At 26.3% G+C, this 16400-nt stretch carries 17 protein-coding genes; all 17 read right to left on the bottom strand.

Translation table 11 applies throughout. The features are described 5' to 3' along the window. Nucleotides 1–20: 20 nt before the first annotated feature. Nucleotides 21–1283, bottom strand: coding sequence for an MATE family efflux transporter (locus tag CSGHG_RS20995; RefSeq protein ID WP_010296817.1), 1263 nt, complete (start codon nucleotides 1281–1283; stop codon nucleotides 21–23). Nucleotides 1284–1538: 255 nt separating this feature from the next. Then, nucleotides 1539–2426, bottom strand: coding sequence for an AraC family transcriptional regulator (locus CSGHG_RS14610; protein WP_010296814.1), 888 nt, complete (start codon nucleotides 2424–2426; stop codon nucleotides 1539–1541). 329 nt (nucleotides 2427–2755) lie between these two features. Next, entirely contained in the window at nucleotides 2756–3427 is a 672-nt protein-coding gene (locus tag CSGHG_RS14605) for a hypothetical protein (protein ID WP_010296811.1), read from the bottom strand. A gap of 272 nt (nucleotides 3428–3699) precedes the next feature. Then, nucleotides 3700–4932, bottom strand: coding sequence for a sodium/glutamate symporter (gene gltS, locus CSGHG_RS14600; RefSeq protein WP_010296809.1), 1233 nt, complete (start codon nucleotides 4930–4932; stop codon nucleotides 3700–3702). A 308-nt stretch (nucleotides 4933–5240) separates the two neighbouring features. Then, a complete protein-coding gene (locus tag CSGHG_RS14595) occupies nucleotides 5241–5765 on the bottom strand; it encodes a dihydrofolate reductase family protein (RefSeq protein ID WP_010296807.1) in 525 nt (174 codons plus the stop codon). A gap of 161 nt (nucleotides 5766–5926) precedes the next feature. After that, complete coding sequence (locus CSGHG_RS14590) at nucleotides 5927–6673, bottom strand: alpha/beta family hydrolase (RefSeq protein ID WP_010296805.1); 747 nt, start codon at nucleotides 6671–6673, stop codon at nucleotides 5927–5929. A gap of 192 nt (nucleotides 6674–6865) precedes the next feature. After that, on the bottom strand, nucleotides 6866–7672 hold the full coding sequence (locus CSGHG_RS14585) for a flavodoxin family protein (RefSeq protein ID WP_010296803.1): 807 nt from the start codon (nucleotides 7670–7672) through the stop codon (nucleotides 6866–6868). A 308-nt stretch (nucleotides 7673–7980) separates the two neighbouring features. Next, the gene (locus CSGHG_RS14580; RefSeq protein WP_010296801.1) at nucleotides 7981–9699 is read right to left on the bottom strand and encodes an oleate hydratase; all 1719 of its coding nucleotides are present in this window, start codon (nucleotides 9697–9699) and stop codon (nucleotides 7981–7983) included. Nucleotides 9700–9881: 182 nt separating this feature from the next. Next, complete coding sequence (locus tag CSGHG_RS20990) at nucleotides 9882–10400, bottom strand: ABC transporter permease (protein ID WP_235700159.1); 519 nt, start codon at nucleotides 10398–10400, stop codon at nucleotides 9882–9884. Then, nucleotides 10397–10573, bottom strand: a complete 177-nt coding sequence (locus CSGHG_RS24375) for a hypothetical protein (protein WP_235700158.1) — start codon at nucleotides 10571–10573, stop codon at nucleotides 10397–10399. The genes CSGHG_RS20990 and CSGHG_RS24375 overlap by 4 nt, the downstream gene beginning before the upstream one ends. Continuing rightward, complete coding sequence (locus tag CSGHG_RS14570) at nucleotides 10566–11489, bottom strand: ABC transporter ATP-binding protein (RefSeq protein WP_010296797.1); 924 nt, start codon at nucleotides 11487–11489, stop codon at nucleotides 10566–10568. The genes CSGHG_RS24375 and CSGHG_RS14570 overlap by 8 nt, the downstream gene beginning before the upstream one ends. 209 nt (nucleotides 11490–11698) lie before the next feature. Next, nucleotides 11699–12634, bottom strand: coding sequence for a sensor histidine kinase (locus CSGHG_RS14565; RefSeq protein ID WP_010296795.1), 936 nt, complete (start codon nucleotides 12632–12634; stop codon nucleotides 11699–11701). A 1-nt stretch (nucleotide 12635) separates the two neighbouring features. Next, nucleotides 12636–13328: a response regulator transcription factor gene (locus CSGHG_RS14560; RefSeq protein WP_010296792.1), complete on the bottom strand. Its 693-nt coding sequence runs from the start codon at nucleotides 13326–13328 to the stop codon at nucleotides 12636–12638. Between the two features lie 167 nt (nucleotides 13329–13495). Next, entirely contained in the window at nucleotides 13496–14086 is a 591-nt protein-coding gene (locus CSGHG_RS14555; RefSeq protein WP_010296789.1) for a zeta toxin family protein, read from the bottom strand. Nucleotides 14087–14160: 74 nt separating this feature from the next. Continuing rightward, nucleotides 14161–14688: a hypothetical protein gene (locus CSGHG_RS14550; RefSeq protein WP_010296785.1), complete on the bottom strand. Its 528-nt coding sequence runs from the start codon at nucleotides 14686–14688 to the stop codon at nucleotides 14161–14163. A 272-nt stretch (nucleotides 14689–14960) separates the two neighbouring features. Further along, nucleotides 14961–15575, bottom strand: coding sequence for a DUF3267 domain-containing protein (locus CSGHG_RS14545; protein WP_010296783.1), 615 nt, complete (start codon nucleotides 15573–15575; stop codon nucleotides 14961–14963). A gap of 383 nt (nucleotides 15576–15958) precedes the next feature. Beyond that, nucleotides 15959–16399, bottom strand: a complete 441-nt coding sequence (locus CSGHG_RS20985; RefSeq protein ID WP_010296781.1) for a VanZ family protein — start codon at nucleotides 16397–16399, stop codon at nucleotides 15959–15961. Nucleotide 16400: the final 1 nt, after the last annotated feature.

Raw genomic sequence — 16400 nt, 5'->3', positions numbered from 1 at the left:
CTTTTTATTCATTATACTAATTATATAACTATCTTCTTCCATTTTCCATTTAAGAAGCGCTTTAATAAAAGAATCCCTCTAATTGTAATATCAATAACATAAGCCATCCATACACCTATCAAACCAAACCCTAATAAAACACCAAATAAATAACCTATCCCTACTCTAATTCCCCAAATACCTATCAAAGTGGAATACATAGGAAACTTAGTATCTCCAGCTCCTTGTAATGCACTAGTAAATATTTGTGTTATAGCAGCAAAAGGTTGAAATAGAGCTATCAATCTTAAAACCCTTATCACCATTTCTTGAACCTCTTTTGTATTTGTAAAAATGCTTGCAAGTTGTGGTGCAAAAATAAAAAATATAATTCCAATACTAACCATCAAAATGGTTGTCATAACATAAGATACAAAAACCATTTCATTAGATTTTTTAACATTATTCTCTCCAAGGGTTATTCCAATAAAGGTTGTTGTGGCAACACCAAACCCCATTGCTGGTATATAAGAATAACTTTCAATATTTCCAGCTACATTATGAGCTACATATGCAGATATACCAATAGAAATAATCATACCATTATAAACTATTTGACCTAATCTCATAATTAATTTTTCAATTCCTGCTGGTATTCCTATTTTTACAATAGACTTAATAGTTTCTTTTTCAATACTCCATTTTTTTAATTGAAGATTAATTTCATTTTTATTCTTTTTCAGTTTTATTATAAGAATTACAACGTTCATTATACGTGAAACTGTTGTAGCTAATGCTATTCCAACAATACCCATTCCTATATTTATAAAAATAAAATTTAATAATATATTTAATATATTTGCAATTCCAGTAGCTATCATTGGTGTATTAGTGTCCTTTGTTGCTCTTAAACAACTAGATAAAATAAGTGATAAAGAAAGAACTACTGATGGAACTACCACAATTATGTAATAAGGTGTTGCATAAGATAATACTTTATCAGAAACACCTGATATCATTAATATTTGTTTATAGAATATTAAATTAATTAAACCAACTATTAACCCAATTATTGAACCTAATATAATAGATTGTTTTATAACTGAATTTACTTTATCAATATCTTTTTTTCCAAAGTTTCTAGCTACAATAGCACTTGTTCCTATACTAATAGCTGTAAAAAATGTAATAAACACATTAACTATTAAATTGGTAACTCCAATTGCTGCAATTGCGCTATCATTAATTTTACCTGCAAAATATGTGTCAACAGTTCCTAAAAAAAGTTTGAAGAATATTTTCAATAATTACAGGTATAGCTAAAACACAAATAGAAACAATATTATTTTTATTTTTCCTTAAATATGACATTCTCTCACCCTTTCACATCCCCCTACGGGGGATATGAAAAGAATATCATTTATTTGTAAATTTTACAATACTTAATCCTCATTTAAAGTTATTAGAAATATTTTAATAGAATAATAACTAAAAAATAAAGAGATGGATTCCTTTTTTAAGGTACTCCATCTCCTTTATTCTAATATTAATTATAATAATTATTTTTCTACTATAGGTATATAAATATTCATTACAGTATCTTTTCTTCCATGACATCTCTCATCATAAAACTCAAAATCCAATTTACTTTCATCAAATATATATTTACTATCTTTAAACCAATCTTCAAATATATATTTCCAGGTTTCTTTTATTGCATTAGCAAATTCTATCTGTTCTATATCACTACTTGTGTCTATTGGTGGAGTTGTAAATATAGCATATGTTGCTTCTGGTACATCTACTGATATCATATCATTTGTAACCTTTGTAAAATCATCAACTATAACCCCAAGAAGATATATTGCATCTCCACTCTCATCATTTGATGACACACACAATCCTACCTCTCCATGTTTGGGTGGATTTAAAATTTCATACATTTTACTTTCTAAATTTTCACCATCATAATTACTCCAAAATGAAGCAATATCCTTTGTATAGTTTCCATTAGTAACATTTGTTTTAATACCATATCCAGCAACTTTAAATCCTGGTTTTTTTGATATAATAGGATTCATAATATACCCTCCAATTTTTAAAATTGATTCTTCACCAAAATATCCATCCATACGTTTTAAATATTCTGTAGGACTAAATCCATATTCTTTTTTAAATGCCTTTGAAAATCCATTATGTGTATCAAAACCATACTCAAGTGCAATATCAATTATTTTCTTTCCACTAAATAGGTCTATTGCTGCTAATGCAAGTCTTCTTTTTTTTACATAATCCATTAAAGTCATTCCTTGATTAATATTAAATACTCTAGAAAAATGAAAAGTAGAATATCCACATTCTCTAGCTATTATTTCTGGTGTCAAATCCATCTTTATATTTTTTTCAATAAATTCAATGCACTTTGATATAGACTTGCTGTAATTCAATGTATCACCTTTCCTTTTCTCACTTGTTAATTATATTTTATCAATAAAACTTAAACTCTACTGTTCCTAAATTGCTAAAAAAATGTTAGTACTAATAACCCCTCTACTATTTTCTTTCCAACAAAATAAGTTTAACCTATTATTAAAATTAATCTCCTATCCGTTAATATATCCATTGAATAAATTATACTTTTATAAATACTTTTTAATTTTTTTATTTTGAGATTTGTACACATTTTTATAAAGAAAATAGAGCTATTGCTCTATTAATTTTAATTAACTTTACAATAGCTCATTTAACTTAAATTCTAAAATTCAAAGTATTTAATTTACATAATGGTAATAAAAGATATATATTTTAAAGGAACTATATAGAAAGTTGGTGGAAAACCAAATTCTACACTTTGAACCCATACCAATTGAGAATCATAAGCTACTATTTTACCTCTTGCAGGATTAAAAGAACGATCAATAGCATCTATGCCTATTTCATATATAGCAGTACTATTAAATGGATTACACTTGCAATTAACTAGTGCATCTAGTATATCTTTATTACATGAACAATCAGTATTATAAATTTTTGTGCCTCTATATAATCTTTTTAACTCTCTTAATAAAATGTCAACGCCTCGTGGTTGAACTACAAATGCTACAGCTCTTAAAGCGCATACTGGTATTATTGTATTTCTATCTGTATTATCAAATGCTGGATTATAGCCAGCTGGTACACTTATATCTGCTTGTAAAGATATAAAATCATCATAAGTCAATGAAGGAGTAATTCCTCCAACTGCATCAAGTCTATTAAATAAAGTATAAAATCTCAAACCATAATGTTGAGCAGGAACATCTATAGTTAAATCTAAATAATCAAAATTTAATACTAGTTCTAAAGCTTTTATTAAACTATCTTTTAGACATAAACTGTTTTTTGGACATAAATTATTGTGTTCTGGTTTATTATTATTGCAATAATATTTTTCTGAATATTCACCCATATAAAAACACTCCTCATAACTATAATTTATAGGTAAACTTGGACCTATACTATATTATATTTAAGTTATGCATATAAGTTTCCTTTTAAATTAAATTTTTATAATTACGAATACTCATTATTACTTTTCTGTATTATAATTGAAAGCCACTAACTATGTGGTTTTAACAGTATTTTATTTTTTTATAATTAATTGTAAAACTTTTTAAAGTAAACAAATTTATATTACTATTTCTTTTTATTCTTTTGAAAATATTTTAAATTTTCAAAAAATTATTTAAATAAGTTCATAAAAAGTACAATAGTTGGAATACCTATAACATCAATTAAAAATGCCCCTACCAATGGAACTATTAGAAAAGCTTTTGCAGATTGTCCATATTTTTCAGTGACTGCACTCATATTAGCTATAGCATTAGGAGTTGCCCCAAGTCCATGCCCAGCCATTCCAGCTGCCATAACTGCTGCATCAAAATCTTTTCCGACTAACTTAAATACAACAAATGTAGTGTATAGTATCATAAATACTACTTGTGCAATAACTATTATTAATAATGGTCCAGCAAGTCCTGATAACTCCCATAGTTTTAATGTCATTAATGCCATTGATAAGAAAATTCCAAGACATGTATTTCCCATAAGATCTATTAAATTAAAATTTAATTTTACAATGTGTTTTTTATCATTTATATTTCTAAAGATTACTGCTATAAACATAGCACCTACATAGCCTGGTAAAGAAAGCCCTGTAACATTTGAAAACCACTCACTTACAATTGACCCTATTGTCATACACACTGTTATTACAGCTAGATGAATCATAATGTTCTTAGTTGTAACTTTTGAGCTATTTTCATCATTTACTACTTCATCATAGGATGTTGTATCATACTCACTAATTGTAGACGGTTTCAATTTGTATTTATCTATTAGTCCCTTTGCAATAGGTCCTCCTATAAGACCTCCACATATGAGCCCAAATGTAGCTGCTGCTATAGCAACTGTTTTTGCCCCACTAACGCCCATAGTCTCAGCAGTTTTTCCAAAGGCAGCTGCAGCTGCATGTCCACCTTCCATAGATACGGAACCTGCCATAATTCCAAACATAGGATGAATGCCAGTAATTTTTGCAAATACAACGCCAATAACATTTTGAGAAATAGCAAGAACCCCACAAAGAATCCAATATATAACTAAGCACTTTCCACCCTTTTTAAGTAGTTTAAAACTTGCACCAAGTCCAATAGTTGTAAAGAAAGCTATCATAAAAGGTGACTGAAAAGTTGTATCCATATCAATTGTTACTAAATTGCTTTGTTTTAAAATTAAAGTAAGTATTGAAAATAGTAAACCGCCAATTACAGGTGCCGGAATACAGAATTTTCTTAAAAAAGATACTTTTTTTATAATCCAATAGCCTAATAATAATAACAAAATTGCAATGGCTAAGGTCGCCACCATATCAACTTTAAGAACAAGTAAACCTTCTATTATTTCTGTTTTCATGATTCTACCCCCTATAAGTCATATAAAAATAGATAATAAAATGGCTTTATATCTTACTAGTATTTTAATATTATTTCCATATATTATCTACATATATAATAACTATTAATAAAAGGTTTACATTGTTTTTGCCTATTGGTTTAAATGACTTAAACTATTGAAAATCCATAATATATATTATCTTAAAATTAATGTTATAATCAACTGCTAATATATAAATAATAGCTTATGAAAATAGAGAACTACTTACAAGCGCTTATATATATTTGTAACTAAATTTATAATTATTGAGTTGAAACAAAAGGAATTTATCTTTTTATATATTTTAATATTGTAATTCCATTCTCAATAATACATTCTTGTAGGTGTAAATCTATTTTAGGGTTATTTTCTAAAAATAGTGGTCTTCCACTTCCTAATATGGTAGGTATTATACCAATTATATATTCATCTATAATATTAGCCTTTATAAAGTTGTCAATAAGAACTCCACCACCAAATAAAAATATGTCTTTACCTTCTTTTTTTCTTTCTTCTAATATTTTATTACATATGTCACCATTAATAAAATGTATATTGTCATAGTCTTGTATGTTTTGGGATGTTGCTACATACACCTTTTTATCTTTAAAATCACTTAAAAAGTTTTGCTCATAACAATTTTTACCCATAACTACAATATCTATATTATTTAAAAACTCATCATAATCCCATTTCTTTTCTGTATTTAATTTATTATAGCCATCTCCAACTATCCAATCAAATCCTCCTGTTTCTGATGCAATATATCCATCAATACTTATTGCTAAATTTAATATTATTTTTCTACCCATACTATTCTCCTCACTTTATATTGCCCTACTAATACTTGTATTTATAATGTTTCATACATAGACTACACATAAATAATGTAGTCTATACTTTTTTATTTAATATACATTCAATATTGGACATTATAATAACAAGTTATTACATCTTATATACTGATGTACCCTTAATTCATACTATCCAAAAGTTTTATAATGCATTTGGATGTGTAATTCATCTGCTCTTTATTTGTTATAGTAGCTTCTCCATCGCCACTTTGATGTCCATAATCCCCAAAGCCTCCATGATTTCCACCTTTTATTTCAATGAATTCTGAGTTACTTGGCATAACATTTTCAGCTTCTTTTACTTTATTTAAATTTGCTACCTTATCATTGCTTCCCCATAAAGATAAAGTTTTTATGTTACTATTTTTAAAATCTCTTTTATCTTGAGGATATGATGCTAACAATACTAACCCCTTTATGCTATCATTTTCAAGTGCATAATCCGATGCCATAACTCCACCTAAAGAGTGTCCTCCTATAACCCAACTCTGGATATGATTATACTTATTTATTATATCATCTGCTCTATTTGGAGATAAAATTGCTAAATTAAATCTCATTTTAGCAATAATAACGGTATATCCATTAGAAGCTATTTCTTTAGCTATAGGTGCATATGCTGACATTTCTACCTTAGCACCTGGATAAAAAATAAATCCTATATCTTTACCATTATCTACTGGTTTAAATAAAATATCTCCATCTTTTTCTACTTGAACTACTGAATCAGATTTTAAGTTATCCAATGCTAAAGAACTAGCTCTATAATAAGAATTTACATAAATAAAAAATGTTGAAACTAATATTACTAATAAAATAGTCATTGCTGTAACAATCTTAAATTTTAAAGATTTTTTTCCTTTCATATTAAACCTCCTTTACTTAATCAATTTATCTATTTTAAATAAATATTTTGCCATGTTTAAAATCTTATATCATAACCACTTTTTTATTTTTTATAATATAAGATTTATATTATATTCATCCCACTTATACATACTTTTAAATATATATATAATTATTATATAACTCATTTCTTAAAATAAATTATTATTACGCTATTTATTACAAATTGATTTATCTTTTAACTTCTTACCACTTGAATTGATAATTATTTTTAATATATTTCCAAACCCTTTTTTAAACAAATTAACATTTACATCATAAAAATAGTTTGAATTAAGCCAACCTTTTTCTTTCCAAAAATCATAGTCTGCTTGAGAAGTAAATGTCTTGCTTCTTAAACAGTTAAACATAAAAATATCATAAAACGTAGGAATATGTGGTATATTATCTGTTATGATTTTTATAAATATTTCCGATAACCTTTCAACCTTTTCAACCTTTCTTTTATGGTAATTTTTATCATATCCCCATGCTGAATTTTTATTTTCAAAAAACATAGGAGATATAATGCCAATTGTCCCCACTAAATTACATCCCCAACCACATACAGTCATTTTGAGATATTTATTTACTTGCCTATGTCCACCACCACCTGTGGTCACAACTGTTAATACTGGTTTTCCTATTAACTCCTGGCGGTGAAACATATACGATAATCTATCAAATATTCGTTTTAATGGTGCAGGCACTTGATACGCATATACTGGTGAAGCAAAAATAATACCATCAGCATTTAAAAACTTATCCTTAATCTTATATAAATCATCTTTACATGGACAAAACTTTTCACCCTTTTGAAAACACATATCACAGCCTTTGCATTCCTCAATTATATAATCATTTAAAAATATATATTCAAAATCTACAGTATAATTTTTTTTAAAATTCTTTTCAATTAATTTACATATGTTATAACTATCTCTTTTTCTAGGACTCCCCATCAATACAACAACTTTCATTTAATTGACCCTTTCTTTTTAACACATCAATCATGTTATATTTGTATTATATATCCAATATTGGTTAATATCACGTATCAATTAAAATTATTTTATACATTTTTTATTTTTTGCAATACATTTATATTAAATACAACAAAAGCGTGCATTCACACGCTTTTATATGTATTTTATAAATTTTTATAGAAATTTATAATTGAATTAATTTCATAGATTTGTAGCTACTATTTTAAAGTTCAAATTTCTCTAGAAAATCAAGTTATAAGATAGTAAACATTGCACTTACTAAGTAATATTATAGATATTTTTTATCTGTAAGCTGTTTTTAATGCATCTTTTAAAACCTTTGGATGTTTTTTATAAGGAGTCACAGGACGTACTTTTTTATTTTTAACATTAAATAATGTATATATGGCAGTTCTTGCTGCACGTACAGAATATTCTTCTGTAAATACCATATCTTCTGGTATTTCAACAAATTGACTAATCATAGCAAAATTTGTTGAACCCTTTGGCACAACCTTTGGACGATCTGTCATCTTACGTGGTTGAAACTGTGAATCTATATATGGCATCATACATGGAATAACATTTACTACCGTTTCTATTATCTCCTCAAGTTCATCTTCCATATGTAGATGATGTAAAAGTTCTATTAATATCTCTTCACCGGTACAATCGCGCATAGGCTTTTTCACATAATCACCAATTTTATCTGTATATAGACCATATCCCCAAAAGATAGTTGTATCCATTGGTTGATTCTTAAAATGTGGTTGTGCTGCAACAACAATACTCATTAACCAACTAGAATCTTTAAATGTCATCAACGCTCCACTACCAGGAATATTAGAAGAATATTTTTCAATTAATTTTAAAAGCTTATTCCCTTTACAAGTTACAGTAAAACTCTCCCAATTAGTTTCTTCTGGATGTCCGAAGAAAGGTTCTGGATTACCTAATCCATCCTTCTTATCAGCTACTTTCCTCCAAAGTTCTCCGGATATTGGATTTTCCGGTTTATACTCAGCAGGTGTGTACATATCACCTAAAGTTGCACAATCAGTCATACATCCATTTGTCATAATACAAACATCTCCAGGATTTAATTTTATGATTTCTTTGCCATTATCATTTTCTATATGTATAGCAGTTACTGTAATACCTTCTCCCTGTTTAAAATCTAAATCTGTTACATTTGAATTAATACTAAAATCAACTCCAAATTCATCTAGATAAGCCCTTAATGGAAGAATAACCGATTCATATTGATTGTATGCTGTACGTGTAACACCTTCTAAAGTTTCAATACGGGAAAATTCAAAAATCATACGTTCCATATAACGTTTAAATTCAAATAGACTAGACCATTTTTGGAACGCAAAGGTTGTTTGCCACATGTACCAAAAGTTAGTTTCAAAAAAATGAGGGGTATTTTCAAACCATTCCTCAATAGTCATATCATCTAAACTCTCTTCTGGAGTAATCATTAATTTACCAAGAGCAATCCTATCAGAATTATTAAATCCCATGGTAGTAACATCTTGAATAAATCCATATTTGTCTATTAATCGTGCTTGTGCATGGGTTGGATGTAAGTGGTCAAAATTAAGAATTTCTTCAGTAACGCTTTTGCCTGGCAACTCTAGAGATGGAATACTTGAAAATAGTTCCCAGAAATTTTCATAGGTTTCTTCATTTAACATTCTACCACCACGACATACAAAGCCATATTCTTCATTACCTGCACCATCATTACTACCACCAAGGACTTTCATGCCTTCTATAATATGAATGTTTTCGCCTTTAAAATTACAATCTCTTATAAGGTAGGCTGCACCAGCTAAAGAAGCTAATCCACCACCAATAAAATATACTTGCTTATCTTCATTATCACCATATGTAATTGATATTTCAAATGTTTTTGAGTTATTTTTAATCTTTTTCGCTCCTACAGATGCTATAGTTACTGCACCAGCTAAAGCTCCTAATATTATCAAGGGATTTATACTATTTTTTTTACTCATATAACTATCCTCAACTTTCACTTTATTAATATCTTATTTTCTATATTAGTTTAAAACAGATTAGTTATAATTATTCAAATTGTACATTTTATCTTAAACTTATACCCTTTTTATAATACTAAAAACCGTATTACTTACTTAGTAATACGGCTAAAACTTATCTATAAATATAAACTAATATCTTATTTATTAATATCTACATGTTCTATGTTTTTTATAGATAAATATGCAATAAATACCCCTATAAGAGCAAGAGTTATTGGTACTGCAATAATGGAATTTAATGAAATACCATTACCATTTGAACATACAATAGATACTATTATAATTGCAGATATTATTGTAGTAGGTACAGATTTCTTTTTCATACCAAAGTATAAAGGTATTAGAGATATACCAGCAGAAAGTAATCCACTAATGAAAATATTTCTAAAACTGTTTATTATTAAAGAAACTGTTATTTTATCTGTAGTAAAGTTATAAAAATTATTAATTATACATAAAGCAGAATCTATAAATATATTTGATAAAACTGTAGTTACAAAAGTAAATGATGCTACAATAATTAGCTTTGCCATAATCAGTTTTTTTCTATTTATAGGATACATAAATAGAATTGTAATTGTATTATTTTTATATTCTTCAATAATAAGCTTTGCAAGAAGCACTGAAGCAAATATTATAAAAGTAGCTCTTATCATGGAGTCAACCATTGAAAAACAAAAGTATATCTAGTAAATTCTAAATTTCCTTCACCTATTGCTCCAAAAATTGTTATTGCTAATAAAGCCATTATAACTAAATTTGAAATTAAAACTCCTTTAACGTATCTAACTTTAGTTTTTTTCATTTCTAATTTTATTAATTTAAGCACTAATAGTACCTCCATTCAGCAAGCTTAAAAAGTAATCTTCTAAAGAAATATTTCTAGTAGTTATCTCTTTAATAACTATATCATTTATAATCAAAGTTTTTAATATAACACTTTGAGATATATTATCTTCATATATTCTTATTAAGTTATTATCTACAACCTTAAAATTAGATATATTAAGAGTATTTGATAAAACATAAGTTGCTTTTTTACAGTCATTTGTAACTAGTTCTATGTACTCTGTATTATTTTTCCTAATGCTATCCATAGAAACTTCTTTTATTAATTTTCCATTATTTATAACTCCTATGGTATCTGCCATTTGTTCAATCTCACCTAATATGTGGCTAGAAATTAATATTGTTATACCATACTCCTTACTTAACATTTTGAATAGATTTCTTAATTCTTTAATACCTATGGGATCTAGTCCATTGATAGGTTCATCTAATATTAATAGTTCTGGCTTTGTAGTTATAGCCCTTGCTATTCCCAGTCTTTGCTTCATACCTAGTGAAAAGTCCTTAACTGGTTTATTATTAATATTTTTTAAATTTACAAGTTCTAATGCTTTATCAATTGCTTTCTTATCGTAATAACCCATATACTCACAATGAAGATCTAAATTTTCTCTTGCTGTAAGTTTCTCATAAAATACAGGATACTCAATTATAGTACCTAACCTTTTCAAAATCTCATAAGAGGTATTAGTTAATTTTTCACCAAAAATCTCAATTTCACCACTTGTAGGTTTAATCAAATTTGTTATCATCTTCATAATAGTGGTTTTACCTGCACCATTTGGACCTAAAAAACCATAAATCTCACCTTTTTTTATATTCATACTTACATTGGATATAACCTCTTTGCCATTATATGTTTTTATTAAATTATTAGTTTTTAATATATAAGACATGATAAATTCTCCTTTCAATTACTGTTCCTATACTTATATTTTAGTAATTGAACTTCTCTTTTTTATTACTTAAATCTTACAAAATTCTTAAGTTGTATTTTTATTTTTCTTTTCATTTATTACTTTTAACTGTCTAATTCTCCTGACCAATGAATATTTTGCATCTATCACAAATGGAACAATTTGTTATTAACTTCTGTATATATTGGTTAATAATTTATTCTCTTTAATCTTACTGTAAAGCTTGTCCTATCAAAAGGTTTGCTATCTAAAAAAATCTCCCCTTCTAATTTTTCTACAAGTCTTTTAGTTATTGTAAGTCCAAGACCTCCACCTTGATACAATTTATTTCTTGAATCTTCAAGAGTATACATTCTTTCAAAAACCCTATCTTTATGTACTTCATTAATTCCTTTACCTTTATCCCAAACTTCTACATATACATACTTTTCATCACTTTTTAAGGATAGTCCTAAAACTCCTCCTTCACTACCATATTTGATAGCATTTGATATTAAATTATTTATAATTCTATCTAATGCCTCTTCGTTTCCTAAAGAATACATATTCTTTTCTGGAATATCAATAATAACCTCAATACCTTTGTTTATTAATATATCATAAAAATTTAATATATTTTTTCTACAAACTTCATTCATATTAATTCTTGTAAGAGGAATATCTTTATCTCCTGATTCTAGCTTAGCTAAATCAAAAAACTTATTAATAAGCTCCATTACCTCTTTTGTTTTATTTTCTACCTTTACTAATAAAATCTCCCTCTCTTCATTACTTATGTTCTTGTCTAGATTTATTGTTTCAATATATCCAAGAACCACTGTAAGGGGGGTTTTTAAATCATGAGAAATATTTGAAAGCATTTTTCTCATTGCTATTTCGACCTTTGAGTAATCTGCCTGTATTTTTTGATTATGTTCTAAAAGCTTATTAATTTCTATTAATATATGTATTAATTCTTTATCATCAGTAAAAGTCAAAAGTTTTTCACTGGTATTATTAGCTATAACACTATTTAATTTTTCATGTATATACTTTAGATTTATACTCCTATGTTTTTTTGATTTATATTGAAAATAAATTATATATAATAAAATAATTATTACTACTAATAAAAAAATAATCATATTAAAATTCTCCTAATTTGTAGCCTATTCCCCATAGTGTTTTAATATATTTAGGCTCTGAAGGATTGTCCTCTATTTTTTCTCTTAATCTTCTCATATGTACATTTATTACATTATCATCTCCAAAATAATCATCATTCCAAATAAAATTATAGACTTGTGCCTTAGTAAAAACTCTATTAGGATTAGATATAAACAACTTTAAAATATTAAATTCTTTTGAAGTTAGCTGTATAATTACACCTTTTTTAGTAACTACATAACTATTTAAATCAATAGTTATATCATTAACATTAATAATATCTTCCTTTTCATCATTTTTATCATATTGGGTTGCACGTCTTATCATCGCCTTAATCCTTGCAGAAAGTTCTACCATAGAAAATGGTTTTGCAATATAATCATCAGCACCTAATCCTAACCCTATAGCCTTATCAACATCACTATCCTTTGCTGACATAATTAAGATAGGTATTACGCTTTTTTCTCTAATAATTTTCATAACTTCCATTCCATCTAGTTTAGGCATCATTATATCAAGAATAATTAAATCAAAAGAATTATTCAAAAATTTAACTAATCCCTCTTCACCATCAAAAGCAGTAGTTATATTAAACCCTTCTTTTCTTAGATAATTTTCAACCATTTCACTAATAGCTATATCATCTTCAATAAGTAGAATTTTATTTTTCATAAATATTTCACCTCTTTTTAATATCTAATATATAATTTTATTATAGCTTATTGATTATTGTAAATATATGTTTGTTCCTAAGTTTATATATTATTATATAGAGATACAGGCTTCATTATATTGAAATATATCTATAATATTTTACATAAAAATAGCTAGCAAATTGACTACATTTTACTAGCTATTCTTAATATTTTTCTTGACCATTTTGGCATCTCTTTATTACTCCATATAAGTTTTCCATGTTGAAATTTCATTATTTCATTAAGTTTATATGTATTATCATAAATATTTATTTCATCACATAACTCAATTAAACCTATTAAATTTTCTAGCGAATCATAATATCTTCTTTCAATAGCCTCATCTGGTATTCCATGTCCACCTTTACTAACTCTTATTTTAACTCTTTCTTTAGCAACCTCAGGACTTTCTACACCTATATAATTCATTACAATATAAAAATTATTATTTTTTGCTTTCTTTATATTATTAATAATACTTTTACCTGATAAAGTTGTTTCTTGATTAAATGATGTTCCTTCCAAAATATAAGTCTTTATTAATTTAACAGCTTCTCTTGCACATCTTATTTGAAGCTTATTATCTTTCCATGAGCCGATTTTTTCCACCATTTCATCAGTGTTTATTCTTTTTTCATCTCTATTTTCACTTAAATACATACACTTATACATTGATGTTTTTCCTGCACCATTTACACCTGCAAAAATAGTATAATGTTTCAACTTATCTTTCATACTTATAAACCTCCTGAAAAACTATTTATACAGTATTATATATCTAACTATAATTTAGTTGTCAAAACTTTTTTCTAATTCCAGAATATATTTTTACATATATAATTTTCTAACTTAATAGAGTCTATCTTGCAAAAATACGTGAAAAAAAGCTGAAATAATGCAACTAAACCACCAATAGCAATACCTATACCTAATTTTAAAATAATGTAAAGTTTAGTACCTATTAATGGGATTGTTTTAATTTTTTCATATTGAACACATGAAAGAGCTTCTACTCCCCAACCAGCAAAAAATAAATAAATACTGCAAAATAAAATCAATACAAATTGGCGTTGCCCTTTAAACCCTTCCATATATGTCATATACATAGGAACAGTGGCAATTCCTATACCAAATAAAACTTTTATCATAAGTTTTATTTCTTTAATATAAAAAAGGAAAATATCTCTTTTATGATTTTTGCAATACTCTTTATAACTAGCTTTTATTGTATTTTGAGTGTGAAACCCCATTTTATTCATGTTATTATAGCGCATTTTCACTTCGCTAAAACTACTATTTGATGGGATTTGTAAAATTGTAAATATATCGATTTTCATTTCATGCTCCTTAAAAGGATTAAAATCTGACTTGAAATATTCATTTTAGACAAATATAATCCTTATTTAAACTCTTTTATTATTTTATTTTCTTATGTCAACATAATAATATGACTCTTAAAATTATCCATTCCAAAACTTGGATACCCCAAATAGTGAGACATGCTCTGAATCGATTAGAATTCAACACTATATCTTGTATGAAAATATTTTAAAGTTATTGAATAAATTTAAATTGGAGCTTGTTTCCCTATAATTCTTATAATTAAAACTTACTTAAAATATGTTTCAAACCCATTGTTCACAATATATGAACCCTTTGGAACTTGAATTGCTACAATACATATGTTTAAACAATCTACACATGATCCCATTGCATTTATTAAACATAAAAATATAGTAAACCAATTTAATAATCCAAAAATATTAAGAATGAAAGGTAATAGAATTGATAATAAAATGAATGGCATAATAGAAATAATTAAAAACCTGTTCTTTTTTATTTTTTCAGTAGTAAAAACAAATCCACAAATTCCATTAATACCCCAATATGTTTTATCTGACTTTAATACATTAGGTATGAAACAAGCATGTAGAAATTCATGTATTGTCATAAACAATAAAATCACACCAATATATATTAGCGAAAATGAATCTAATTTGAATTCAATACTAAAACTATGGGTACTACTAAAAAACTCTTTTAACGGTGGATACAAATAAAATGCAATAGCAACAGAAATGATTCCATTTATAAACATGAAAGGCACTGAGAGTAAAGTTGCCATAGCTAAATTAGATGGTTCCTTTAGTTTTTTCCATCCTTCATTTATTAATTTGTTACTTAACTCTTTATCGGAATTGGGTATTTTTTTTATATATTTCATTAATCACAATCCTTCCTTTAATATATGATATATTACCTATATAACATACTGCAAATACTATACGTGCTACTATTTTTCATTGAATTGTATTTTATATAATATTTATTGTAACATAATTTACAAAATATCACATATATTAGACTTATATTTACAAAAATTTTACTTTATTATAAAATTTCAACTTATGTTTTTATAAAGTAAATTTTTTCACTTTTTAATACGTATAATTTTATCCTTATTTTCCATATAAAACAAAATAAGATAGAACGTTTAAGTCCTATCTTATTAACTTTATAAAACTTATTAATTATAAATATATATAAGAGTATCTAATGCAACAACTAAAATCCCTGCTAATCCACCTAAAATTCCTATTATTTTTACTACACACTTCTCAGGAAATACTTTTTTGCAAACTTATAAATAATAATTCCTAAAAGACCACCTAATGTATTTAGAAAAACATCATTTATATCTAATGCCCCTATTCTAAATATATATTGAGTTAATTCCACAATTACACTAATTTCAAAAGATAACAGTAAAGATTTTTTCCAATTATCTTTTATAACTATATTATAAAGTATAGGAAGTGGCACAAATAACAAAATATTTCCTATTATTGAATTTTTATTATAACCTACAGAACACTTAGCATCCCAAATATCTTTAAATAAAATAAGATTCATTCCTCGATAATCTGGATGATTCCCTGTAATTAGCTGCAATGGATTATCTAAGTACTTAAATATTAAAATATCAAGTAAGATAAGAGTGTAAACTATTATAATAAAACCATATATAAATTTCCATTTTTTCTTCATT

Source organism: Clostridium senegalense JC122 (genome assembly GCF_000285575.1).
Lineage (GTDB): Bacteria > Bacillota > Clostridia > Clostridiales > Clostridiaceae > Clostridium_J > Clostridium_J senegalense.
This window is presented reverse-complemented; position numbering and strand designations above follow the sequence as displayed.